The organism is Streptomyces sp. NPDC060028, from assembly GCF_042736725.1.
GTDB lineage: Bacteria > Actinomycetota > Actinomycetes > Streptomycetales > Streptomycetaceae > Streptomyces.
The window spans coordinates 39484-59538 of the sequence record NZ_JBHWVJ010000016.1; the positions used below are offsets into that span (position 1 = coordinate 39484).

Annotated in this window: 24 protein-coding genes and 1 pseudogene; 12 read left to right on the forward strand and 13 right to left on the reverse strand. The window is 69.5% G+C overall.

Annotated features, from left to right (window positions below):
• The first annotated feature begins 15 nt into the window (after positions 1–15).
• From ACFWBF_RS11200 to ACFWBF_RS11210, 3 genes are all read left to right on the forward strand, one after another.
• Positions 16–1722: a PEP-utilizing enzyme gene (locus tag ACFWBF_RS11200; RefSeq protein ID WP_385598654.1), complete on the forward strand. Its 1707-nt coding sequence runs from the start codon at positions 16–18 to the stop codon at positions 1720–1722.
• Entirely contained in the window at positions 1719–2573 is an 855-nt protein-coding gene (locus tag ACFWBF_RS11205) for a PEP/pyruvate-binding domain-containing protein (protein WP_385598657.1), read from the forward strand. The genes ACFWBF_RS11200 and ACFWBF_RS11205 overlap by 4 nt, the downstream gene beginning before the upstream one ends.
• 547 nt (positions 2574–3120) lie before the next feature.
• Complete coding sequence (locus tag ACFWBF_RS11210; protein WP_385598660.1) at positions 3121–3528, forward strand: hypothetical protein; 408 nt, start codon at positions 3121–3123, stop codon at positions 3526–3528.
• A gap of 51 nt (positions 3529–3579) precedes the next feature.
• On the opposite strand, the gene ACFWBF_RS11215 is transcribed toward ACFWBF_RS11210, so the two are convergent.
• The 4 genes from ACFWBF_RS11215 to ACFWBF_RS11230 form a co-directional block, all read right to left on the reverse strand.
• Entirely contained in the window at positions 3580–5169 is a 1590-nt protein-coding gene (locus tag ACFWBF_RS11215) for a hypothetical protein (RefSeq protein ID WP_385598663.1), read from the reverse strand.
• The gene (locus ACFWBF_RS11220) at positions 5166–5495 is read right to left on the reverse strand and encodes a helix-turn-helix domain-containing protein (RefSeq protein ID WP_385598666.1); all 330 of its coding nucleotides are present in this window, start codon (positions 5493–5495) and stop codon (positions 5166–5168) included. Before ACFWBF_RS11220 ends, ACFWBF_RS11215 begins: the two co-directional genes overlap by 4 nt.
• Positions 5492–6571, reverse strand: a complete 1080-nt coding sequence (locus tag ACFWBF_RS11225; protein WP_385551825.1) for a tyrosine-type recombinase/integrase — start codon at positions 6569–6571, stop codon at positions 5492–5494. The genes ACFWBF_RS11220 and ACFWBF_RS11225 overlap by 4 nt, the downstream gene beginning before the upstream one ends.
• A gap of 462 nt (positions 6572–7033) precedes the next feature.
• Positions 7034–7549, reverse strand: a complete 516-nt coding sequence (locus tag ACFWBF_RS11230) for a hypothetical protein (protein WP_385598670.1) — start codon at positions 7547–7549, stop codon at positions 7034–7036.
• Between the two features lie 1226 nt (positions 7550–8775).
• On the opposite strand from ACFWBF_RS11230, the gene ACFWBF_RS11235 reads away from it, so the two are divergent.
• A complete protein-coding gene (locus tag ACFWBF_RS11235; protein ID WP_383803288.1) occupies positions 8776–8979 on the forward strand; it encodes a cold-shock protein in 204 nt (67 codons plus the stop codon).
• A gap of 172 nt (positions 8980–9151) precedes the next feature.
• Here ACFWBF_RS11235 and ACFWBF_RS11240 read toward each other — a convergent pair whose 3' ends face one another.
• From ACFWBF_RS11240 to ACFWBF_RS11250, 3 genes are all read right to left on the reverse strand, one after another.
• Positions 9152–9460 (reverse strand): Ku protein, encoded by a 309-nt coding sequence (locus ACFWBF_RS11240; RefSeq protein WP_385598674.1) that lies wholly within the window; start codon positions 9458–9460, stop codon positions 9152–9154.
• 195 nt (positions 9461–9655) lie between these two features.
• Positions 9656–10105, reverse strand: coding sequence for an SRPBCC family protein (locus tag ACFWBF_RS11245; protein ID WP_385598677.1), 450 nt, complete (start codon positions 10103–10105; stop codon positions 9656–9658).
• Positions 10106–10334: 229 nt separating this feature from the next.
• Positions 10335–10931, reverse strand: a complete 597-nt coding sequence (locus ACFWBF_RS11250; RefSeq protein WP_385598679.1) for a hypothetical protein — start codon at positions 10929–10931, stop codon at positions 10335–10337.
• A 400-nt stretch (positions 10932–11331) separates the two neighbouring features.
• On the opposite strand from ACFWBF_RS11250, the gene ACFWBF_RS11255 reads away from it, so the two are divergent.
• Positions 11332–11628, forward strand: a complete 297-nt coding sequence (locus ACFWBF_RS11255; protein ID WP_385598681.1) for a hypothetical protein — start codon at positions 11332–11334, stop codon at positions 11626–11628.
• Between the two features lie 252 nt (positions 11629–11880).
• The gene (locus ACFWBF_RS11260; RefSeq protein WP_385598684.1) at positions 11881–12162 is read left to right on the forward strand and encodes a hypothetical protein; all 282 of its coding nucleotides are present in this window, start codon (positions 11881–11883) and stop codon (positions 12160–12162) included.
• 64 nt (positions 12163–12226) lie between these two features.
• On the opposite strand, the gene ACFWBF_RS11265 is transcribed toward ACFWBF_RS11260, so the two are convergent.
• The gene (locus tag ACFWBF_RS11265; RefSeq protein ID WP_385598686.1) at positions 12227–14233 is read right to left on the reverse strand and encodes a putative Ig domain-containing protein; all 2007 of its coding nucleotides are present in this window, start codon (positions 14231–14233) and stop codon (positions 12227–12229) included.
• Between the two features lie 253 nt (positions 14234–14486).
• Between ACFWBF_RS11265 and ACFWBF_RS11270 the strand changes: the two genes are divergently transcribed.
• Positions 14487–15314, forward strand: a complete 828-nt coding sequence (locus ACFWBF_RS11270; RefSeq protein WP_385598689.1) for a TrmB family transcriptional regulator — start codon at positions 14487–14489, stop codon at positions 15312–15314.
• Between the two features lie 343 nt (positions 15315–15657).
• Here the strand turns inward: ACFWBF_RS11270 and ACFWBF_RS11275 are convergent, their stop codons facing one another.
• Genes ACFWBF_RS11275 through rpmG form a run of 5 tightly spaced genes read right to left on the reverse strand, consistent with a single transcriptional unit; the run spans position 15658 to position 17775 of the window.
• Positions 15658–15843 carry a hypothetical protein gene (locus tag ACFWBF_RS11275; RefSeq protein WP_385598692.1) on the reverse strand — a complete coding sequence of 62 codons (186 nt, stop codon included), beginning with the start codon at positions 15841–15843 and terminating at the stop codon, positions 15658–15660.
• A gap of 59 nt (positions 15844–15902) precedes the next feature.
• A complete protein-coding gene (gene rpsR / locus ACFWBF_RS11280; RefSeq protein ID WP_385598695.1) occupies positions 15903–16142 on the reverse strand; it encodes a 30S ribosomal protein S18 in 240 nt (79 codons plus the stop codon).
• 49 nt (positions 16143–16191) lie between these two features.
• Positions 16192–17334 carry a CobW family GTP-binding protein gene (locus tag ACFWBF_RS11285; RefSeq protein ID WP_385598698.1) on the reverse strand — a complete coding sequence of 381 codons (1143 nt, stop codon included), beginning with the start codon at positions 17332–17334 and terminating at the stop codon, positions 16192–16194.
• Positions 17331–17579, reverse strand: coding sequence for a type B 50S ribosomal protein L31 (locus ACFWBF_RS11290; RefSeq protein WP_385598701.1), 249 nt, complete (start codon positions 17577–17579; stop codon positions 17331–17333). Before ACFWBF_RS11290 ends, ACFWBF_RS11285 begins: the two co-directional genes overlap by 4 nt.
• Positions 17580–17610: 31 nt before the next feature.
• A complete protein-coding gene (gene rpmG / locus ACFWBF_RS11295) occupies positions 17611–17775 on the reverse strand; it encodes a 50S ribosomal protein L33 (RefSeq protein ID WP_030162346.1) in 165 nt (54 codons plus the stop codon).
• A gap of 67 nt (positions 17776–17842) precedes the next feature.
• Here rpmG and rpmB point away from each other — a divergent pair, with 67 nt between their 5' ends.
• The 5 genes and pseudogenes from rpmB to ACFWBF_RS11320 all read left to right on the forward strand — a co-directional run bounded on the left by rpmB (position 17843) and on the right by ACFWBF_RS11320 (position 20053).
• Positions 17843–18079, forward strand: coding sequence for a 50S ribosomal protein L28 (gene rpmB / locus ACFWBF_RS11300; RefSeq protein WP_385598704.1), 237 nt, complete (start codon positions 17843–17845; stop codon positions 18077–18079).
• The gene (gene rpsN, locus ACFWBF_RS11305; RefSeq protein ID WP_385598707.1) at positions 18079–18384 is read left to right on the forward strand and encodes a 30S ribosomal protein S14; all 306 of its coding nucleotides are present in this window, start codon (positions 18079–18081) and stop codon (positions 18382–18384) included. The genes rpmB and rpsN overlap by 1 nt, the downstream gene beginning before the upstream one ends.
• Positions 18385–18867: 483 nt before the next feature.
• A complete protein-coding gene (locus ACFWBF_RS11310; protein ID WP_385598710.1) occupies positions 18868–19488 on the forward strand; it encodes a hypothetical protein in 621 nt (206 codons plus the stop codon).
• 149 nt (positions 19489–19637) lie between these two features.
• A pseudogene (locus tag ACFWBF_RS11315) lies at positions 19638–19691 on the forward strand (hypothetical protein); the annotation flags it as partial.
• A 119-nt stretch (positions 19692–19810) separates the two neighbouring features.
• The gene (locus tag ACFWBF_RS11320; protein WP_385598846.1) at positions 19811–20053 is read left to right on the forward strand and encodes a GTP-binding protein; all 243 of its coding nucleotides are present in this window, start codon (positions 19811–19813) and stop codon (positions 20051–20053) included.
• Positions 20054–20055 lie beyond the last annotated feature (2 nt).

A 20055-nucleotide genomic window follows, 5' to 3' on the forward strand; every position in this document is an offset into this window, starting at 1 on the left:
GCGAGGAGGAGAGCCATGAGCATCGCCACGGAACGCACTTTCGCTCCACCGGGGCCGGGTACCTGGTTCCTGGACCCGACCCACTTCACCCGCCCGGTGACCAGGTTCCACGCCGAGATCTTCATCGAGGAGCTGCACCGCGGCTTCGGAGAGAGCCTCCGCCGGTACGGGTCGCTGCTCGAACGGCTGGACTGGGCCTTCGTCAACGGTTTCTGCTACTACCATCCCCAGCCGCTGGGAGCCCCGCCGGACGCCACAGACCACCCGCCGACAGAGGTCTGGGAACGCCTTGCCGCCGATCATCCCGAGATCCGCACCAGGCTCGCGACCAGCGCGACCGTCTTCGAGCGCAAGCTGTGGCGCGAGGACCTGCGCCGCTGGGACGAGGAGGTCAGACCCGGGCTACAGCGCGAGCGGCGCGAACTACAGCAGGTCGAGCCCACTCTCCTCGATACCGGCGGTCTGCTCGCGTACCTCGACCGGTGCCGGGAGCACCAGCGCCGAGCCGGCTACCTGCACCACCTGTTCAACATGCCGGCACTGCTGCCGATGGGCGATCTGCTCGCACACTGTCAGGAGTGGACCGGGCGCACCACCGGCGAGATCCTGGCCCCGCTGGCCGGATCGAGCCCCGACCCGCTAGCGGACCGGGAGGAACTGGCCGAGCTGGCCGCTGCCGTAGCAGCGGACCCCCGGGCGAGCGAGCTGCTCGCCTCCCCGGCGCGACCCCAGGAGCTGCTGGCGGCGCTGGGGGCCGTCGCGGGACGTACGAGTACCGCCCTCGCCGAGTACCTGGAGACGGCGGGCTGGCGCCCCGTCAATGGCGAGGACGTGGGCGATCCCTGCGTGGCGGAGTTGCCCGCCGTCGTGCTCGCGGCCATTCGCTCGGCGGTCTCCTGCTCGACGAGGCCCCAGGCGGACGCCCGCGCCGACCAGCGCGCCGACGCGGCGGCCGACCTTCGCGACGCCGTACCCGCACCGCACCGCTCCCACTTCGACGACCTGCTCGCCGAGGCGCGGTTGGTCTCCCGGCTGCGCGACGAGCGCGGGTCGTGCGCGGACCTGCCGGCCATCGGCCTCACCCGGCGCGCCATCCTGGCGGCCGGGCGGCGGCTCACCCAGCAGGGCCGGATCCACGCACCCGCCCACCTGGCCGAGGCGGGCTACGCCGAGCTGCGCGCCCTGGTCCGTACGGGCTCCGGGCCCGACGCCGCAGAACTCGCCGCCCGGGCGCACTACCGCGACCACGCCCGGTACGCGGACGCGCCGCCGATGCTGGGTCCGCCGCCGGGCGACCCGCTGCCGCCCGATTGGCTGCCGCCCGCCGCGGCACGCCTGGAACGCGCCCTCGGGGCCGTCGTCCTTGCCATGTTCACCAACCCGGCAGCCCGGACCGAGGGGCGGACCGTGCACGGGCTCGGCGCGAGCCCGGGCGTGTACGAGGGCACGGCACGGGTGATCAGCGGCGTGCCCGAGTTCGACCGCATCCAGCCCGGCGACGTCCTGGTCACCGACGCGACCACCACGGCCTTCAACATCGTCCTGCCACTGCTCGGCGCGATCGTCACCGATCGCGGCGGGGCGCTCTCCCACGCCGCCATCGTCGCCCGGGAGTTCGCCATCCCCGGCGTCGTCGGATGCACGGATGCAACGGCGGTGATACCCGACGGCGCCTGGGTGCGGGTCGACGGCCGGGCCGGAGAGGCGGCGGTGGTCCGATGACGGGTCCGCTGTCGCCGAGCACGTGGTCCGCCCCCGTGCCGCTCCGCCTGGCCACCGACGAGAGCCGGTACGGCGGCAAAACCTCGCAGCTCGCGGCCGCCACCCGGGCGGGTCTACCGGTACCGGAAGGAATCGCCCTGGAATGGCTGTTCGTCGACGCCGTCGCAGCAGGCGACGACGAGGCGCTCGCCGCCCTGCACGTGTCGACCGCCGACTTGCAGGGCGGCGGACTGGCCGTGCGTTCATCCGCGCTGGGCGAGGACTCGGCCGCGGCGAGCTTCGCCGGACAGCACCTCACCTGTCTCAACGTACGGGGTCCGGACGGGCTGACCGAGGCGGTCCGAATGGTGAGAGATTCGGCGCACTCGGCCGCCGCGCTCGCCTACCGTGAGCGGCTCGGGCTGCCCGGCCGGCCCAGAGTGGCAGTGGTCGTACAGGAGTTGGTGGTACCCGAGTGCGCCGGAGTCCTGTTCTCCCGAGACCCCCTCGACGGCTCCGACGTCCTGGTGATCGAGGCGAGTTGGGGCCTGGGCGAAGCCGTGGTCAGCGGCCTGGTCGTACCGGATCACTACCGGGTCCGCCGCGACGGCCGGGTGATCGAGCGCGCGGCGGGCATGAAGGACCTGGCCGTGGAGCCCGCGCCGGCCGGCGGAACGAGCCAGGTCCCGGTCCCCGCCGACCGAATCCACCGACTCTGCCTCGACGACACGCGGTTGGAGAGCCTGCGGGAACTCACCGCCCGCTGCGAGCAGGTCTTCGGCGGGACGCAGGACCTGGAGTGGGCCTTCGTCGCCGACGGTCTCCGTCTGCTCCAGCGCCGGCCGATGACCGGGGCCGTGCCCCCGCACTGACCCCTGCGTAGCCGACCACCTCAGCTCGGGACGATCACGGACTGCTTGTGGTTGAAGATGTCGCCGACGTCCCAGATGGGGCATGACCAGAGAGGGTCTGTCAATCGATCGAACGGTGTAACCAGGGTGGTTGGGCCACTGACGGGCCGCTGAGAGTCGGCCGTCGAAGGTGATCAAGGACCCTGTTCGACCTACACGTTCCAAGATCGGTTGAGATACGGCTTCTTAGCGCACGATCTGACATGGATGTTCCTCAAGCCCCATGAGGCCCGTGGGTTCACGGAAACTGAAGGGCCTTTCGCGGGAACTCGAGGACGGACGGTCGTGCTCTAGGGGTTCACGCCTTGGGTTCAGGCGAACACGCGGGGTGGGTGCGGAGTCGACCCACCCCTGGGTGCCTCCCGGAAACGGTGCTGACACCGTAGGAGTCATGAGAGCAGAAGGAACGACACCGGAACCGGAAACCTCCGTCCAGAGTGGACTCACGTCCCTGGGTGAGGTGGCGTGTCGATATCAGGCGGATGAGATACGCCCGGAGGAGCTACCGATGATCGCTGCTGAGGCGCTCGCAGCCGGACTGGACACCCCGACGTTGTGCGAGCTCGCCGGTTGGCCTCGCAACGCGGATGCCCGCGACATTCGCGAAGCGTTCGAGCAAGCACTTGCCGAGGCCGGGATCGGGCTGCCGGATCGGGGTTTGGCACGGCGCCACGCTTTGCGGCGGATGGCGGCGAGACTCATCGCCGGAGAGATGACTCCCGCCGAGGTGGCGACGGACGACTGGTGGGAGACGGAGGCCGAGACTGCGGCGGAGCAAGCCTTCGTGGCGCTGATCCCGCAGTGCGATTGCTGCATCGAGTACACGTTGGGGCTTGACCAGCAGACGTGGGCGGCCCAGCTGCGGAACGCTGCCCTCGCCTTGACGTCGTCTCCGCCGATCGGCCCCGGATGCTGACTCTGCCTCGCGTGCTCATCCTCAGCAAAAGCGTGGACCGGCAAGCAGGTTTCACTGAAGTGGCTGTTCAGCGGCCTGGTGCAGCAGTGCCCGTGCGGAGTCCGCGTAGCGCATCGCGGTCTTCTCGTCGAGCCCGAACACCTCGGCGAGGTGGAGCGGGTCGGGCCCGTGGGTCAGGGCCTCTTCGAGTTGGCGGTCGACGCGGAGCCGTTCCAGCGTCGCGTCCTGCCCGCGCATCGCGGCGCTGATCCAGTGGTTGCTGGCGCGGCTGGCCTTCGTGGCGGTCTGGTTGTTGATCAGTAGGTGGAGGTTCGCGGTGTTCGGCCACCGGTTTCGCCGGTGCTCCAGCCAGTCCAGCAGCAGCTTCAGGGTGAGATCGTCGAGCGGGCGGACACGTCCGGCGATGGTCAGCCGACGGTTGCCGATGTCGAGGTCGTCGAGCATGAGGTTGGCGATCTGGGCGACCCGGGCGGCGTGGACCGCTGCGAGGGCGAGGATGAGTCGCGTCGCCGGGGTGGTGGCCGCCGCGACGGAGCGGTCGACCTGCTCTGGGACGAGCGGTTGCAGCACGGCGTACTCGTATTGCCCGACCTTGATCCGACTGGTGGGGTTGCGGAAGATCAGCCCGTTCCGCTTGGCCCAGGTGAACAGCGAGCGCAGGGCGACGAGTTGGTCGTGGCGCTGGTGGCCGTGCAGTGTCTTGATGTAGGTGAGGACGTCGTCGCGGGTCACCTCCCGCAGGTGGTCGTAGGGGTTCGACCATTCCAGCAGAGCCGGGCGGACTCGGTTGAGGTAGAGCCAGACCGTTCCTTCCCGTCGCGGGAGGCTGCGGGGGCCGCCGTCGCGCAGGACGCGGGTCCAGCGCTCGGCCTCCGAGCGGATGCCGGGTGTGAGACCCTCCAGCCTCTCGGCGAGCCAGCGTTCGAAGGAGGGTTCGCTGTCGTCCTCGAAGATCCCCATCTCGTCCAGGACCGTGACGGTGTGGCCGACCGGCAGGTCCAGGGCCCGCAGCGGGGCGAAGATCTCCGTGTGCCGGATGACGTCGTTCTCGACGTAGCCGGTGAGGACGAGGGCCAGGCCGCGGTTGACGGCGAAGCGGATGTTGCGTCCCCAGCCGCGGGTCTCGGCGAGCCGGTGGGCGAGATACTTTGGCCAGGCCAACCACGGGCTGGCCAGGTCGGCGTCGGCCAGGGCGAGCCGGCTGTAGTCACGGGGGATCTGTGCGAACAGCGGTAGCTGTCTCCGGTCGGCATTTGGCCGCCAGGCTGGCGCGGGCGGCGGCTTTCGAGGGGCGCCCCGCCGTCCGCCGCGCCGCCGATGGGCGGATGCCGATCCGTTCCGGTGGTGCATGCCCATGAAGAACAGCTGGTGGTGTTGGGCCGCGTTGAGGCGGGCCCTCACGTCGGCCTCGGCGGCCGACCGGTCGATAGCGGCCTGGGTGCCCAGCCGGGCCTGGCACCAGCACAGACGGCAGTAATCCCACTTCAGAGGCTGGGTGCGGCGACAGCCGGCGCAGACTGCCGTCGCGTGGCTGCGGCCGAACATGTAGCAGGCAGGGCAGAGCCGTCCGCTGAAGTTGCCCCAGGCCAGGCAGCCGTCGCAGGAGTCGGTGGGCTTGCGGCCCTTCGGATACCGGCTCATGCAGGCGGCAGCGACCGGCCGTCGCGGCGCTTGGGCACCACCGCCGGAACCGGTCCGGCGGCTCCGACAGCGGTCTGGGTGACGTTCTCCTCGCCGGGGCGGATGACCTTCTGCGGTTCCGGGATCAGCAGGTCGCCGATCTCGCAGCCGAGCACGACGCAGATCACGTCCAGGTCCTCCAGCTTGAGCGAGACCGGCTGGCCGCACCACAGGCCGGACATCTTCCCGGCCGAGATCACCAGGCCGTGCTCGGCCAGGCTCCGCTGGAGCTCGGACGCCTTCCAGATACCTTTGTTCGCGGCAGTCAGCCGCAGGTTCCACCTCATCGGGCCAGTCCTTCCAGCCGCTTCGCGGCCCGTTCCATCCCGGCGACCCAGGCATCCTCGACCCGGGTCTGCTGCACGTGGATATACCGCATCGTCGTGGCGATCCAGGAGTGCCCCAAAACCTCCTGGATCGCGAGCAAGCCCAGCCCATTCCCATAGAGCTGGGACGCGCAGAAGTGCCGCAAAACATGCGGCGTCAACTTGTCCATCCAGCCCGGCAGATGAGCCTCGACCGCGTTGTCGAGACCGTTGCGCAGGGCGTCGTCGCCGACCCGACGGGCGGAACCGTCGGCATTCTTCCGCTCGCTCGGGAACAACGGGGCGCCGGGCCGGGTGTGATCGTCGTCGAACTGGCCCCACACGTCCTCGATGAACCACCGCAGCGTCCGGTCGGCACCGTTGATCAGCGGCACCATCCGCTCACGAGGCCCCGAGCCGCGGGCGCCCTTGCCGTGGCGAACGTGGAGCTTGCCGAAGCGGCCCAGGTCCCACTTGATGTCGCCCAGGTCGAGGCCACATGCCTCGCTCACCCGCAGGCCGACCTGGGACATCAGCTTCGAAGCGGTGTAGTTCCGGGCAGTCGGGGCGAACTTCCGGCAGGTCGCCAGCTCGCCGCCCCAGCCCGTGAACAGCGTTCCGATCTCCGGCTCACTCGGCGGGATCCGCAGTTGGGCGTCCTTTGCCCCGCGCGGCCGGTTCATCTCGTCGATCGGGCACTCGACCACCCGGCCGGTCATCCGGTGCAGTTCGACTTTGTGCCGCAGCTCCAGGAACACGAAGTACGTGCTCAACGCCTGCGACCGGCCCAGCCGGGTGCCGCTGGGCGAGTGTCGCAGCACCTTTCCGAAGTATGCGTCCGCGTCGGCGGGCTCCATGTCCCACAGCGGCCGACCGAACCAAGACCGGATCTGATCCAGGTGCCCGACGTCCCCGCGGATCGTGCCGTCCGCCAGCCCTGCCGAGGCCCGCGCCAGGACGAACCCGGACAGCACGTCAGTCTCGAACCGCTCCAGCTCCTCCGCCGATGCGGGCGCCCAGTGCTCACGCAGGTCCCGTACGACTGCCAGCGCCGCCAACCCGAGCCTCCTCGCCTTCGGCCCGACTGCGGAACGGTCGGACGAGATGAGAACGCTTCAAGAATCCCGAAGTTACGTCACAGGCCGACAGAACACACGAAGGAGGAAGAACGCCCTGGCCACGGGGTCAGCGACTCAGCTGAGCTCAGGGGAACTCACGGGATGTCGCACATCCCGTCAGCGTACGGAGCGGCGTGTAAAGCCGGAGGAGCCCCTCGTCATGATGAGAGGCCCCTCCGCGTCACGGATTCCCCGATCGCGAAAAGCACCCGCCAGCCAGCTCAAGCAGGGCGTCGAAGGATTGCCGCCACCGTCGATACCCTTGAGCAGCCAGGGAAGAGCTGCTCCGTATCGGCTACACCAAGCAGCACCTCCTGGCTGCCGGGGTGATCGGCTGGCGCGTAGGGGCGGCCGCGTGGACGACGACATGCGCAGCACGCGGCGGCCTGACGCTTCGCCGACTCACTTGCAGAACTGCGCCAGTGCGGCTGCCGCGCCTGCGTTGTAGCCCTTCTCGTAGTTCGGGTCCAGCGGGGCAAGACCATGCTTAGGCGGCTCAGCCTTGCAGTCCGCCTTCGTATCGGCAACTCCCTGCCTGTAGCCCTTGCGGTACTCGTCCTGAGCGCCTTTCTGCTCCGCCTCCTTGACCGTGCCGCACGTGATCTTGGGCCCATCGCCCTGCTTCATAGTGAATGGACTGGCCTCCTTAGGGATCCCGGCGATCGAGACCGTCCCGTCAGCCGTCGCGGTCAATCTGAGCCCTTCACCATTCTGGGCCTGGATGACCACGCGTTCTCCTGGCGTGAACCCCTCACCCTTGACATCGAAGCCATCCGGCTTCTGGGGATTCTGTGACACGCTGCACGAAGCGCTGGGCACCGCGGACTGGGCTGGTTCCCCCAGGAATGCCACTGAGCCCAGCGCCAGCGACGACACCATTACAGGCGCCAGCACAGCGAGGCTGACACGTCGGTTCATTGTTCTCTCTCCCGTCCGGCAGCTCACAGACAATTCGCGCGGGGAGGGCCGGGCCGTTTCATGGGCCGGGGCCCCGCATCCTCGACTGGCCCCGCCCCGCCGGTGGCAGCCCAGGGTGACCTCGATCGGTCCTTCCATCGTCCCGCCAACCGCTTTACCTGGCGACCGGGAAGGAAACATGGAGGTGTCCCGGGTACGCGCATCCGGCTCTGACCATCAGTCGGTCAAGCCGGGGAGACAGCACGCAAGCCACCGGCCGCCGCATGGACGCACCCTCTCGTCACCAGGTGTTCAGTCATGGGGATAGCGTCGCTGATCTGCTGGGTGCCACCGCTTGATTTTGTTGCGCGAGCACGCTCTCCCGCTGGTCGATGATGGAATGACCTTGCCGTGGCTGGCGTGTGATCACAGCGTTGGAGCCGTCTTGGATACCCGCCGAACCGGTCCCGCAGGTTGCGCGCGACGACCTCGAGAGAGTCCACCGGAGCGGCAGCCTCTGCCGCCGCAAGCACCTCCGCCAGCCCGATCCGATCACGTGTCACATCAGCCTCCGGGGGTTGCGGGCTTACCCCGCGAGATGACCGAACCACAAGTGTGGCAGTCCCGGACGTCTCGGCGAGAGGCGCGATCGGTCGAGCGCACCGGGGTCCGCACCGGAAGACTCGTTTTGTCTCCAGAGCAGGACCGACCGACTTGGCGAGGGGTCCCCGGCGCGGAGGGGCCCTTCAGCGTGCCTACGAGACGGATCGTGCACGCCACCGGACAACAGGCCAGGACAGCGATCCTGACCGGGGTGTGGGGTGACGTCGGAGCAGCCCACTTCGGGGCTCGCTCTCCCCGCCCCGGGGGGCCGGCGACGTGACGGCAAGCCCAGGGGGCGGGGGGCGGTAAGGCGCAGCCGCCCTTCCCGGGGCGACCAGGCCGGACCAGAACACACCCGATGTCCTTCGTCCGGGTACCCGCCACACCGGCGGAGCGGCGCCCGACACTCGTATGCGCTGGATCTGCTGGAAACCCGCGGTGACTTGCGGGCCCGTGTCCTTTGCGGGGCAGGATCTCGGGGCGATAGCGTGGTCACCAGGAGCAGTCGTGGTTCCGAGCCGTTGCCGGCCCGGGCTCGCGGTCACGGGCGTCTCACCGTCCGGGACTGCAATCGGGCGAGGCCGGTCGGGCACGGCGGTCGCGCAGTGCGGGCGCCAGCGGCTGCGCACGTCGAGGAGAACAGCATGGCTACGGGCATCGTGAAGTGGTTCAACGCCGAGAAGGGCTTCGGTTTCATCGAGCAGGACGGTGGCGGCGCCGACGTCTTCGCCCACTACTCCAATATCGCCGCCCAAGGCTTCCGCGAACTCCAGGAGGGCCAGAAGGTCGAGTTCGACGTCACCCAGGGCCAGAAGGGCCCGCAAGCGGAGAACATCCGCCCGGTCTGAGCCGCCCACATCCGACGCCCCGCAGGCGGCCCTCAGCCGCTGGCGGGGCGTCGTCGCGTTCATCGGTGACGGTCGGGATCCGGTTGTCACCTACGGAGCAGGCGGTCCCACCAGCCTACGGCGCTCCCCATCCCGCCTTGCCGGCCTTCGCGAGAGCCTGTTCAAGCAGGCTCTAGACCTTGTCGAAGCCCGTGCCGCGGGGGCCGAGGTAGTACGTCTTCTCGAAGAAGATCGGGTCCCCCTTGGAGAGGTCGACGAACCCGGTGATGTCCAGGGAGCGGGAGCGGCCCGGGGCGATCTCGTCCAGCTCCTTCGGCTCGACCAGGACGTACTCGCCGCCGACGTCGTAGCCCTTCACGATGTCGTCCAGCTCGACCTCGTCCCCCGTCCGCTCGTTCACGCGGCGGTTGCGAATCCGGTCGGAGGTGCCGCGCTGGAATCGGTCTGGCGCAGCCAGCCTCCAGAAGGACTCGGGCGTCACCGCCTCTTGCCATCATCCCTCTTTGGTCCTTGCCCGGCCGATCGCAGTCGGTCTGAGCCCCCGTAGGCCAGGCTGGGGGCAGGCCACCCGGTTCCGGGCATACAGCGGCGCAGTGGCCGCGCTCTTGCGCCAGCGCTTCGGCGACTTCCGCCCACACACCCAGAACCGGTCGAACGGCCGCTGTGCCGGGCGGGGTCAGACCTGGCCGCGCCAGGCGCCGGACTCGGTGCCGCGCTCCTCGATGAACTTCTTGAATCGCTTGAGGTCGCCGGTGACCTGGCGGTCGATGAATCCGAGCTTGTCGGCGATGTTCTCCGCCATTCCTTCGGGGTCGAAGTCCATGCGCAGGGTGACCTCGGTGTGGGTGGGATCGATGGGTTGGAAGGTGACGACGCCCGACTGCTCGGTCTCCCCGCCCACAGTGACCCAGGCGACTCGCTCGTCCGGGACCTGCTCGGTGATCTCGGCATCGAACTCCCGGTCCACCCCACCGATCTTGGTCACCCAGTGGGTGAGGGTGTCGTCGACCTGCTCGACGCGCTGCACACCGTCCATGAACAGCGGGAACGTCTCGAACTGGGTCCACTGGTTGTAGGCGGTGCGGACGGGGACGTCAACCTTGATGGATTCCTTGACCTGGGACATGGCGCAGGGTTCCTTCCGGTGGGGACCGCGGGATGCCGCCCGCTCATTGGGACGGGTGGATACCTGCCCGCTCGCGGCGGCTACCTGACGGCATACCCTTTGATGCCCCTCGGACGGCCGCGAGCCGCCGACCCACCGGCCCCCTCCGATGTAGGGGAGTAGCCGTCGAAGGTTCCGGCACGCTCCCGCGTCCGGCGCCGACCGGTCCTCCTGCTGGCCGGCACGGTCCTCAGTGCGCTACGTGCCAGTGGTGGCCGTTGCTCATGTGCGGGGCCAGTGTGCGGGCCCGCTGCCACATCCCGTGGAGCTGCTCGGCGGGGCGTTGCTGCTCGCCGTGGAGGGCGTTGAGGACCAAGAGGGCGCCAGTGAGGGCCGGTACCGCCCACTGGGCATAGGACAGGTGGCGTTCGGCCTGGCCGGTGTCGACCGGATGGCGGTCGGCCTTCTCGGCGTCCTGGGGGTCCCCGGAGGAGGCAAGCTCGATCTTCTTGCCCAGCATGCGGGCGTAGGCCGTGGCGGCCAGCGCGGCGCCGGTCAGGACGGTCTTGGCCAGGGTGGAGGCGGCGACGCCCTGCTGGGTGGCGACGCGTGCGGCGTTGGCGCCGAGCAGGCCGCTGGAGCCCGCCAGGTGCGCGCCGATCGCGACGGCGTTGACCGGCGTCCACTTGGCCCAGCCCGAGCTTGCGATCCGGGCGCCGGCCTCCCAGCTGTCGCCCTGGGCCTTCGCCGCGCCGTTGAGACCGATCGCCCCCATCAGGGAGCCGCCGAACCAGGCGGCCAGACCCACATCGTGCAGGCTGCGCAGGACGGTGTTGCGTTCGGACATGGGTGTGGCTCCTCTTGCCGGGGCAGCGGAGCGCCGACAGGCCCGTCGGCGCTTCCGTCACGGTCACCCGAGGGGTTGAGCATCGCCATCTGGGCTGGTCCGAACGGCCCGCCGGGAGAGGATGCCGGGGCGGGCGGCCCGGGAAGGTTGCCGCTCCGGCCGATGCCTAACGGCGTATATATGCGTCAGGTCACTATCGGGGCCGCGTCGGGAGCCATGCGCTGGCGTCTCGCGGTGACGGTAGCTCCTCGCGATTGGGAGGTCTTGTCGGTCCACGCTGACACGGTCAGTAACGGTGCGCATCATTTGGTCGCTCAGTGCCGCAAGGGTGAAAGACGAGTCCGGTCGCGGGCGCGTCCGGATGAGGCGAACACAGTCCCCTATCGTCAGGAGCCCTTCCGTGTTGGAGCGCAAGCAGCTCAAGGACCGTACCCAGGTCACCTTCGTCCTGCCCGCCGAGACCCCGCCCGGCCCGCTGCTGATCAGTGGGAATGGCCCTTCCTGGCGCTCCCTGGGCCGGATTGGTCCGGGAATGGTCCGGATCTCGGTCCATCCTCACGAGGTGGCCGCCGCCAACAACCGGGATCTGGAGCAAGGTGCGGGCCCTGAGGCAGGCTTTGAGGCCGTGGTGGGTCGGACGGGGCGCGGTGGGACGTCTCGCAACGGTGTTCAGGGCCGGATCTTCAATGTTGCGTGAGTTCCATCACCATGTCGACTGAGTCTCGGCACCGGTCATCGAGTTCGATGGAACCCGGGTCGCGGGGACTACGTCCCATCCGTGGCCGGTGCTGCGGTGCGGGGAGATCGTGGGATGCGGGTATGGACGGGAATGGTCGTGACGGCGCTGCTGCTCACGGCTGGTTGCGGCTCGGGCGTCATGCCCTCGGGGTCGAACCCGAGGGATACGGCTCCGCCATCCGCCGGCGTCGACTGTGGGACCGCCACGGCGGTGAACGGCACCGAGGTGACCGTCACTGCGGCGGACAACGGCCATCGCGTCTGCCTGGCGAGGCCGGGTACGGTCCGGGTGTCGCTGCCGGGGACGCCCGCCGCCCCGGTGACCGTGTCGGGGACGGCGTTGGTCGAAGTCTCGGACTATGTCTTCCGGGGTGCGTCGGCCGGTACGGCCGTTCTGGCATCCGCCGTTCCGGCCTGTTCGTCGCCTGCTCCGCCCGGCGGGGTGCGCTGCCTCGCGGTGGTGGCCTGGCAGGTCACCGTGGTGGTCCGTTGAACGCCTCATGGGCGGACGGGCCCGGACCGATGCCTGCGGTCCGGGCCCGTCCTTCACGTACGGGTCAGCTGGTGCTGACCGCGGTGTCGTCGATCACGAACGAGGTCTGCAGGGTGGAGTCCTCGGTGCCGGTGAACTTGATGGCCACCGTCTGCCCCGCGTACGAGGACAGGTCGAAGGTCTTCTGCGCGTAGCCGGTGTTCTTGTTGAGGTTGGAGTAGCTCGCCAGGGTCGTGGAGTTCGCCTGGACCGTCAGCTTGTCGTAGGCGGTCGCGGTGGTCGTCTCCGCGGTGTCGATGTGAAGGTAGTAGCTGAGGGTGGCGTGGCAGCCGGCCGGGATGGTCACTGTCTGGGAGAGCGAGTCGGTGTGGGTGGAGCCGTAGCCGTTGAGCCAGGCCTTCCAGGAGCCGGAGTGAGCGGCCTCGCCGCTGCCGTTGTCGACCACGCCGGTGGTGGCGGTCCAGGGACTGGCGCTGCCGGTTTCGAAGCCCTGGTTGCCCAGGAGCTGGGCCGGGGTGCAGCCGCCGCCGGTCGGGGTGACGGTCCAGGTGAAGGAGGTGCTGCCGCTCGCGTTGGTGGTGTCCTTGGCCGCGACCGTCACGTTGTAGCTGCCCGCGGTGGTCGGCGTACCGCTGATCAGGCCGGTGGAGGCGTTGATCGACAGGCCGGGCGGGAGCCCGGTGGCGCTGTAGGTGAGCGTCTGGCCACTGGCGGAGTCGGTGGCCTGGATCTGCAGGGAGGCGGCCGTGTTGACGGTGGTGGACCGGCTGCCGGGGTTGGTCACGGTGACGGTGTTCCCGCCGGTGGAGCCGCCTGCGAAGGCGGCGGTGCCGTTGGGGGTGCCCAGACCGGTCGGGCCGTCGTAGCCGGACTTGGCGGTGCAGAGGTAGCTGCCGCTGCAGGAGCCGTTGGCGCCGCTGGTCACGTCGTTGAGCGAGGAGGTGTGGGCGTACGGGTACGCCGACGGGTAGGTGCCCGCGGCCGGGGTGCCCGCCAGGGCGTAGACGGAGGCGATGATCGGCGCCGAGGCGCTGGTGCCGCCGTAGACGTTCCAGCCGCTCGCCTGGTAGCTGTCGTAGACGGCGAGCCCGGTGGCCGGGTCGGCGACGGCGGAGACGTCGGAGACGGTGCGCTTGGCGCAGCCGCTGTCGGTCTGCCAGGACGGCTTGGTGGTGTAGGCCGAGCAGCCGGAGCCCGCACCGTTGCCGCCGGAGCTGGCGCCCCAGACGGACTCGGACCAGCCGCGGGAGGTGCCGCCGGCGCGGGTCAGGGACGTGCCGCCGACGGAGGTGACGTACTGGGAGGCCGCCGGGTACTCGACTCCGTAGCCGCTGTCACCGGAGCTGACGGTGATGGCGACGCCCGGGTGGTTGAAGTACGAGGCGTCGGAGCTCGGGTCGGTGGAGTCCTCGCCGCCGCCGTAACTGTTGGAGACGTACTTCGCCCCCATGGTCACCGCACGGTTGACGGCTGCGCCCAGGTCGGCCATGGAGGGCTGGTTCGCCTCGACGAGCAGGATGTGGCACTGCGGGCAGACGGCGCTGACCATGTCCACGTCGAGGGAGATCTCGCCGGCCCAGCCGGAGTCGGCGGTCGGGTAGTTGGTGCCGCCGTTCTGGTCGACCTTCTTGAAGCAGCCGTTGGCGGTCGTGCAGGCCGGGAGGCCGTACTGGGAGCGGTACGTCGCCAGGTCGGACTCGGCGTTCGGGTCGTCGTAGGCGTCGATGATGGCGACCGTCGCCCCGGCGCCGGCCGAGGCCGGAAGGGCGTACGCACCCTGCAGGTCGGTGGGGCCGTAGCCGGACGGCAGGATGTTCGGGGCGAGGCTGAGCTGCTGCTTGAGGTCGGTGCGGGCGAGCGCGTGGCAGGACATGTACCCGGGCTTCGTCGGCTCCGAGCAGAGCCGCTGGGTGTGGGCGGTGGAGGCGGCGGGCGTGGCGGGCGCCGTCGAGGCCGCCGACGGGGAGGCGACGGCGAGTAAGCCGCCGGATATCAGGGCCGCGGCCCCGAGTACGGACGTCGCGGCGCGGCGGGTCAGTCTTCCGGCGCGGCTGGTGGATTTCGATTGCAATGAACTGCCCTCCATGGGGGGTCGGATCCCCGCGGCGTGGGATTGGCCCACACACGTAATGACCTGTCCATGACATGTCTTCGCGTGTGCGGGAACGCCGCGGACTACGAGTGGCACTGGTTCATTGATCTGGCTGTCACCACGTTCAGTGGTGGCCACCGCAGAACGTAGTGAGAATCAGGCCCAAGGGGATACCCGCTAAAAGCAAAGGATTGCTTTCGGTCAGTGATCTACGGGTATACCGTGTGCTGTCATGGAGTTGGAGGACGGCGCGGTCAACGACCTTGTCGCGCTAGGGCTTTCACGCTACGAGGCACGGGTCTACCTCGCGTTGGTGACGAGGGAGTCGTACACCGCGGCGGAGGTGGCGCGCGCGGCACAAGTCCCCCGCCAGCGGGTCTATGACGTACTCGACGCACTGATACGAAGGCGCCTCGCCATCCCGCGTCCCGGACGGGTCGCGGCGTTCTCGGCCGTGTCACCCGAGCTGGCCCTCACCCGGCTGATGGCCCTTCAGAGGGAGTCGCTGGAACGACTGGACCAGGCATCGGCGGCCCTCGCCACGGCGCTGACCCCGGTCTGGACCGCCGGGCAGACCCACACCGACCCGCTCGACTACATCGAGGTATTGCGCGACCCCAAGGCGATCGCCGAACGGTTCGCGAGCATCCAGGAGCATGCCGCACATGAGCTGCTCAGCTTCTGCAAACCGCCCTTCGTCGCCCCCGCAGCCAATACGGAAGGCATCAGGACCGTCCGCAGGCTGCGCCGGGCCGGGGGCACCGCCCGCGCCGTCTACACCCATGACGCACTCGGCGACGCGGATGTGCTGGAGAACGTACGCCGGTTCGGCGAGGCGGGCGAGGAGTCCCGGTTCGCGCCGGACCTTCCGCTGAAGCTGATCGTCGCCGATGCCTCGCTGGTCCTGTGCGACATGCCCGACCCGATGGCCGGCACCGGAGCCACCACCGCTCTGTTCATCGAACACCCGGCGCTGGCCGCTTGTTTGAGGATGTCGTTCCTGACCGTCTGGGACCAGGCCGAGGCGGTGGCCGAGCTGAGCCACCCGGGACACCCCTGAGGGGCCGGTTGTTCGGTTGAAGGGCGTGAGTCTGTGGTGTGGTTCAGCGGATGGCGACCACGACGTGGCTGTGGCCGAACTGCCAGACGGACCCTGCCTGACTGAATCCGGCCCCGCGAAGCAGCCTCAAATGGCCTGACAGCGTCAGGTCATTGCCTTCGCACTGCGGATGCCGGCCGTGGTCGTGCCGGGCAAGGAGTGGGGGCCGGCTCCGGGTCGCAGGCCGCATCCGACCACCAGGACTCCCAGTCCTCGGCGGTGTCCAGGTGGCGCTCGGTGCGGCGCTGTCCGATGTGGAGGGCGAGTTCGGAGACGCGTCGCGTCCGGGCTGATGTGGTCCCCGTTAGCGTTCGAGCGTGTCGATCAGGTCGACCAGGAACTTTGGCGAAGTGCCGAAGCGGCTGCGGCGGGACGGGGTCCTCGTGCCGGCCACCGCCGTCCAGCAGTCGATGAGTTCCCGCCTCAGCTCCGCGGTGACTGCCCCTCGACGGGTGATCTGGAAGAACTCGGGAGCCTTGTGCAGCGTCATGTTCAGCAGCCTCTCCGAGCATCGTCGAGGGGGAGTCACCAGGAGAAAGTCTCGAATCCCTATCGGCTGCTTCCGTAGGGGAGCAATGCCATCTCGCGGGCGTTCTTGATCGCCGCGGCGAGTCGTCGCTGCTGCTGCGACGTGACGCGCGTGACGCGGCGGCTGCGGATCTTCCCGCGGTCGGAGATGAACTTCCTCAGCAGGTCAGTGTCCTTGTAGTCGATGTAGGTGATCTTCGCAGCGTCAAGGGGGTTGGGGCGGGATTTCACCGGCTTGTGAGTGATCTGGCGACGGGCCATGAGGATTCCTTGGAGGTCGTGGAGGAGGGAGATTCTCGGTCCCGGAGGGTCAGGAAACCGGGTCGAGGAGGGAGTCGAAGGTGGCGGGGAGCGTCTTCCAGGCCTCGCGTCCCGCCGCGTACTCGGCGTCGGTCAGCAGGCAGGACTCCAGTAGTTGTTCCAGGCCGTGCCGGTCGAGGCCGGGGGAAGTGAAGACGAGGTGCTGACAGCAGTCGCCGTGGTCCGGGTGCCAGTCGAGTGAGGCTGCCGCTCTGCGCATCGGCGGCACCAATTCCCACGCGGCGTCCGGGAGGGAGGCCAGCCAGGGGCCGGCGTTCTCCACGCACAGGGCACCGCCGGCGGCGTCCCAGGCCAGCAGGGTGTCGGGGCGGTCCGCGAGCCAGAAACGGCCGCGGCTGCGGGCGGCGGCGCAGCAAAGGTCTTCCAGGGCCTCGTAGAGGCGTTCGGGGTGGAAGGGGCGGCACCGGTGCCAGACGAAGGTGGTGACTCCCGCTTCCTCTGCCTCCTGGGGGAGCAGCGCGCACGCCGGGTGCTGGGCGGCAGCTGCCGCTTCCATGTCGAAGCCGGCGAACGCCAGCTCGGCGAGTTCTCCGGACCCGGCGGGCACCTGGCGGGCGGTTGGGTGGAGCTGGGCCAGGAGGGCTCGGTCCTCGTCGTCGGCGTCATCGCTGTCGACGAGGGCGAGTACGGGCGCGTACTCAAGCTGCCGTGCCCAGGTATCCCCGACGGTGCGCTGGTCGGAGGCCGCCGCTGCGAGCCCTACGTCGGCCAGGTCGTCGCCGTTGACGAGGTACGGGAGCACGAGCGCGGGGTCGACGGCGGTGATCACGCCGGTGAGGTCGAGTGCGTCGGCGCCGTGTGCGACCACGACCTCGGCCATCCCCTTGGGTTCGACCGAGTCCCAGAGCTCGACGACGGCCAGCTGGGTCAGGCCGCTGTCGGCCAGCCGCTCCAGCTCGGGGATCAGGTCCTCGCGCAGGGCACAGCAGGCGCAGTCGTTGAACAGCGGCGCCTCGCCTCGGGACAGCTCGCCCGAGGCGTCGCGCACCAGCCGCAGCACCGTGCCCGCTGGTGCCGTGGCCAGGTCGTGGTGGAGGGCGACGCTGCCGGGGACGGCACGCAGCAGGCGGTCCACGACCTCCTTGCGGGTGTCGGAGTGGAGCCCGCTGACGATGACGACGGGCAGGGTCACGCCTTGCTCCCGTAGCGGCGCTGGAAGCGCTCAACGCGGCCGGCGGTGTCCAGGACGCGGGCGGTGCCGGTGTAGAAGGGGTGGCTCTGCGAGGAGATCTCGACGTCGATGACGGCGTAGGTGTTGCCGTCCTCCCACTCCACCGTCTTGTCACTGGTGGCGGTCGAGCGCGTGAGGAAGGCGAAGTCGGCCGCCTTGTCGCGGAAGACGACGGGGCCGTAGGCGGGGTGGATTTCAGGCTTCATGGATGTGTCCTTCGGGCAGGGAGGGGCGGGGTCAGCGTTCTTCGCGGAAGTCGACGTGGCGGCGGACCACCGGGTCGAACTTGCGCAGCACCATGCGGTCGGGATCGTTCCGGCGGTTCTTGCGGGTGACGTAGGTGTAGCCGGTCCCCGCCGTGGAGCGGAGCTTGACGATCGGGCGTACTTCGTTGCGAGCCATGGCGCTAGTATATGACAATGAATTCCATTACCAACAAAGAGACGTCTCAAGAGAGGCAGGTAACCCCTTGTCCGCCCACTGCCAACTGACCGGCGCCCAGCCAGGCTTCGGGAACGCCATCTCCCACTCGCACCGGCGAACCTCACGCCGGTTCGACCCGAACGTCCAGCGCAAGCGCTACTGGCTTCCCGGCGAGGGTCGGTACGTGCGGCTGAGGCTCTCCGCCAAGGCGATCAAGACCGTGGACACCATCGGTGTCGAGGCTGCCGTGGCGCGGATCCGGGCCCGGGGGGTGAAGGTCTGATGGCCAAGCAGAGCAAGATCGCGCAGAACGAGAAGCGGAAGACGGTCGTCGCGCGGTACGCCGCCCGGCGTGCCGAACTGAAGGAAGTCATCCGGCGCTCGTCCTCCACGGAGACCGAACGCGCGGCCGCGATGGCACAACTGCGCAAGCAGCCCCGCAATGCCAGCGCGACCCGGGTCCGCAACCGCGACAGCGTGGACGGGCGGCCCCGCGGACACATCCGGAAGTTCGGGCTGTCCCGGGTGGGCATGCGCGAACAGGCGCACGCCGGATTCCTCCCCGGGGTCACCAAGTCGTCCTGGTAGGCCGGTAGTCCAGCAGACCGGCAAGGCAGGCGTGCCCACGTCTCCGGTGGGATGTGGGCACGCCGGAGAAGCGGAAGGTGATGTCAGTAGCGTGGGAGGCTCCATGAACCACGGATCACCGGGCCGGTCGACACGACCGTTCACCCCGGTTGTCTGTGTGAACTGCCAGAGCCCGGCGAGTGGTCAGGTGATCGACCGGCTGCGACAGGCTGTCCGTGGCTGCCCCCACGCGGTGATGGTCTCGACCGGACGCCTGGGCAGCCTCCTGCGGTGCCGCCGCACCGCCGGTCTGCATGCCGCAGTCCAGCCATGCACCCGGGACCGCAAGCCCCATGGCGCTGCCGTACGCCTGGGGCCGACGGCCGATGAAGCCGACGCCGAAACCGTCGCTGTATGGCTGCGGGCGGGCTTGCCGGACGACGGCACTCTGCCGTCCCGCCTGCGGCCAGCACCCGCGCCCCCGCGCGTCGCCCACCTCGACTGATGGGAAGCCGATTGTCCAAGGGCCTGCTGAGCGTGGTCACCGGGAACACCCCCGGTGTCCGGGGCCTGGTGGTGGATCACTTGCTGCGTGCCAGCCCGCGTGCGGCGGTGCTGGCCGTGTCGATCCAGGACCGCGGCAGCGGATATCCGGTGGTGCAGCGGTTCACCTCCGGAGCCGGTACGCAGCTGCGAGAAAACCTGACGCGGGGCGCGACCGGGGATCCGGTGGTGATCCTCCGCCAGGACCTGCTGGCCATCCGGCGAGCGATGACACGGCCCCACGTCATCCTCGCCCTGCCACAGGAGCTGGATGTCCTGCCGCTCCTGGTGGAGCTGTGGCGGCCCCGGATCGGCGTGAGCTCCCTCGGGGACCACTATGATCCCGGGCCGGTTCTGGCCGGTGTCGACCCGGCCTCCTTCACGGCCGACCTCGGATGCGTCCACCGGGCCGTGCCGCTCTGGGATGGCTCGGGCGGTGTCACGCCCACGACCCCGGCCGCGATCGCCGCCCGGCAGGTCGAGTCGGCGGACGCGCTGATCGTTCCCATGCCGACGGGTGGCGACAGCCCGTGGGTGCCCGGGGCTGCGGCGCTGATCGGCCACCTCAACCCGCACGCCTGACGGTCCACGACGACGGGGATCTGGCGGCCGGACTTCCGCCCTTCCTCACGCAGCCGGCTCCGACCGGTGCGAGCGAGGGATGGCGGACACGGCTCGAACCGGTGATTCTGCCGTACTCACCCGGAGACAGCAGGCATGGTGTGAATTCGGTGCTGTGGCAGGCGCGGCGACCGCTGCACCCCGAACGGCTTGCGGACGCTCTGGGAGCGGTCATGATGGGCGTGGCCCGCAGTCGTGGCCACCTGTGGCTGTCCAGCCGTCCTGACGCCGTCGGCACCTGGCGCTCGGCCGGGGCGCACCTGGAACTGCTCGAAGCCGACCGCTGGTTGGAAGCCGGGACTGCACCGCCTGGGAGGCGGCCTCACCCCAGCGGCGGACTCTCGCGTCATGGTTCTGGCACGACTACTACGGCGAGCGGCGCAACGAGATCGTCTTCACCGGCATCGACCTGAACGAACAACGGGTCCGTTCCGCTCTGGACGAAGCCCTGCTCACTGACACAGAACTGTCGCGCGGCCAGGAGTACTGGACGGCCGCGCCTGACCCGCTCCTCGGTAGTCCCTGACC

Bases quoted from the DNA above. Each gene is read 5' to 3' on its own strand.
- ACFWBF_RS11200 (WP_385598654.1), top strand. From the start codon at position 16: ATGAGCATCGCCACGGAACGCACTTTCGCTCCACCGGGGCCGGGTACC.
- ACFWBF_RS11205 (WP_385598657.1), top strand. From the start codon at position 1,719: ATGACGGGTCCGCTGTCGCCGAGCACGTGGTCCGCCCCCGTGCCGCTC.
- ACFWBF_RS11210 (WP_385598660.1), top strand. From the start codon at position 3,121: ATGATCGCTGCTGAGGCGCTCGCAGCCGGACTGGACACCCCGACGTTG.
- ACFWBF_RS11215 (WP_385598663.1), bottom strand. From the start codon at position 5,169: ATGAGCCGGTATCCGAAGGGCCGCAAGCCCACCGACTCCTGCGACGGC.
- ACFWBF_RS11220 (WP_385598666.1), bottom strand. From the start codon at position 5,495: ATGAGGTGGAACCTGCGGCTGACTGCCGCGAACAAAGGTATCTGGAAG.
- ACFWBF_RS11230 (WP_385598670.1), bottom strand. From the start codon at position 7,549: ATGAACCGACGTGTCAGCCTCGCTGTGCTGGCGCCTGTAATGGTGTCG.
- ACFWBF_RS11235 (WP_383803288.1), top strand. From the start codon at position 8,776: ATGGCTACGGGCATCGTGAAGTGGTTCAACGCCGAGAAGGGCTTCGGT.
- ACFWBF_RS11245 (WP_385598677.1), bottom strand. From the start codon at position 10,105: ATGTCCCAGGTCAAGGAATCCATCAAGGTTGACGTCCCCGTCCGCACC.
- ACFWBF_RS11250 (WP_385598679.1), bottom strand. From the start codon at position 10,931: ATGTCCGAACGCAACACCGTCCTGCGCAGCCTGCACGATGTGGGTCTG.
- ACFWBF_RS11270 (WP_385598689.1), top strand. From the start codon at position 14,487: ATGGAGTTGGAGGACGGCGCGGTCAACGACCTTGTCGCGCTAGGGCTT.
- ACFWBF_RS11275 (WP_385598692.1), bottom strand. From the start codon at position 15,843: ATGACGCTGCACAAGGCTCCCGAGTTCTTCCAGATCACCCGTCGAGGG.
- rpsR (WP_385598695.1), bottom strand. From the start codon at position 16,142: ATGGCCCGTCGCCAGATCACTCACAAGCCGGTGAAATCCCGCCCCAAC.
- ACFWBF_RS11290 (WP_385598701.1), bottom strand. From the start codon at position 17,579: ATGAAGCCTGAAATCCACCCCGCCTACGGCCCCGTCGTCTTCCGCGAC.
- rpmG (WP_030162346.1), bottom strand. From the start codon at position 17,775: ATGGCTCGCAACGAAGTACGCCCGATCGTCAAGCTCCGCTCCACGGCG.
- rpsN (WP_385598707.1), top strand. From the start codon at position 18,079: ATGGCCAAGCAGAGCAAGATCGCGCAGAACGAGAAGCGGAAGACGGTC.
- ACFWBF_RS11310 (WP_385598710.1), top strand. From the start codon at position 18,868: ATGGGAAGCCGATTGTCCAAGGGCCTGCTGAGCGTGGTCACCGGGAAC.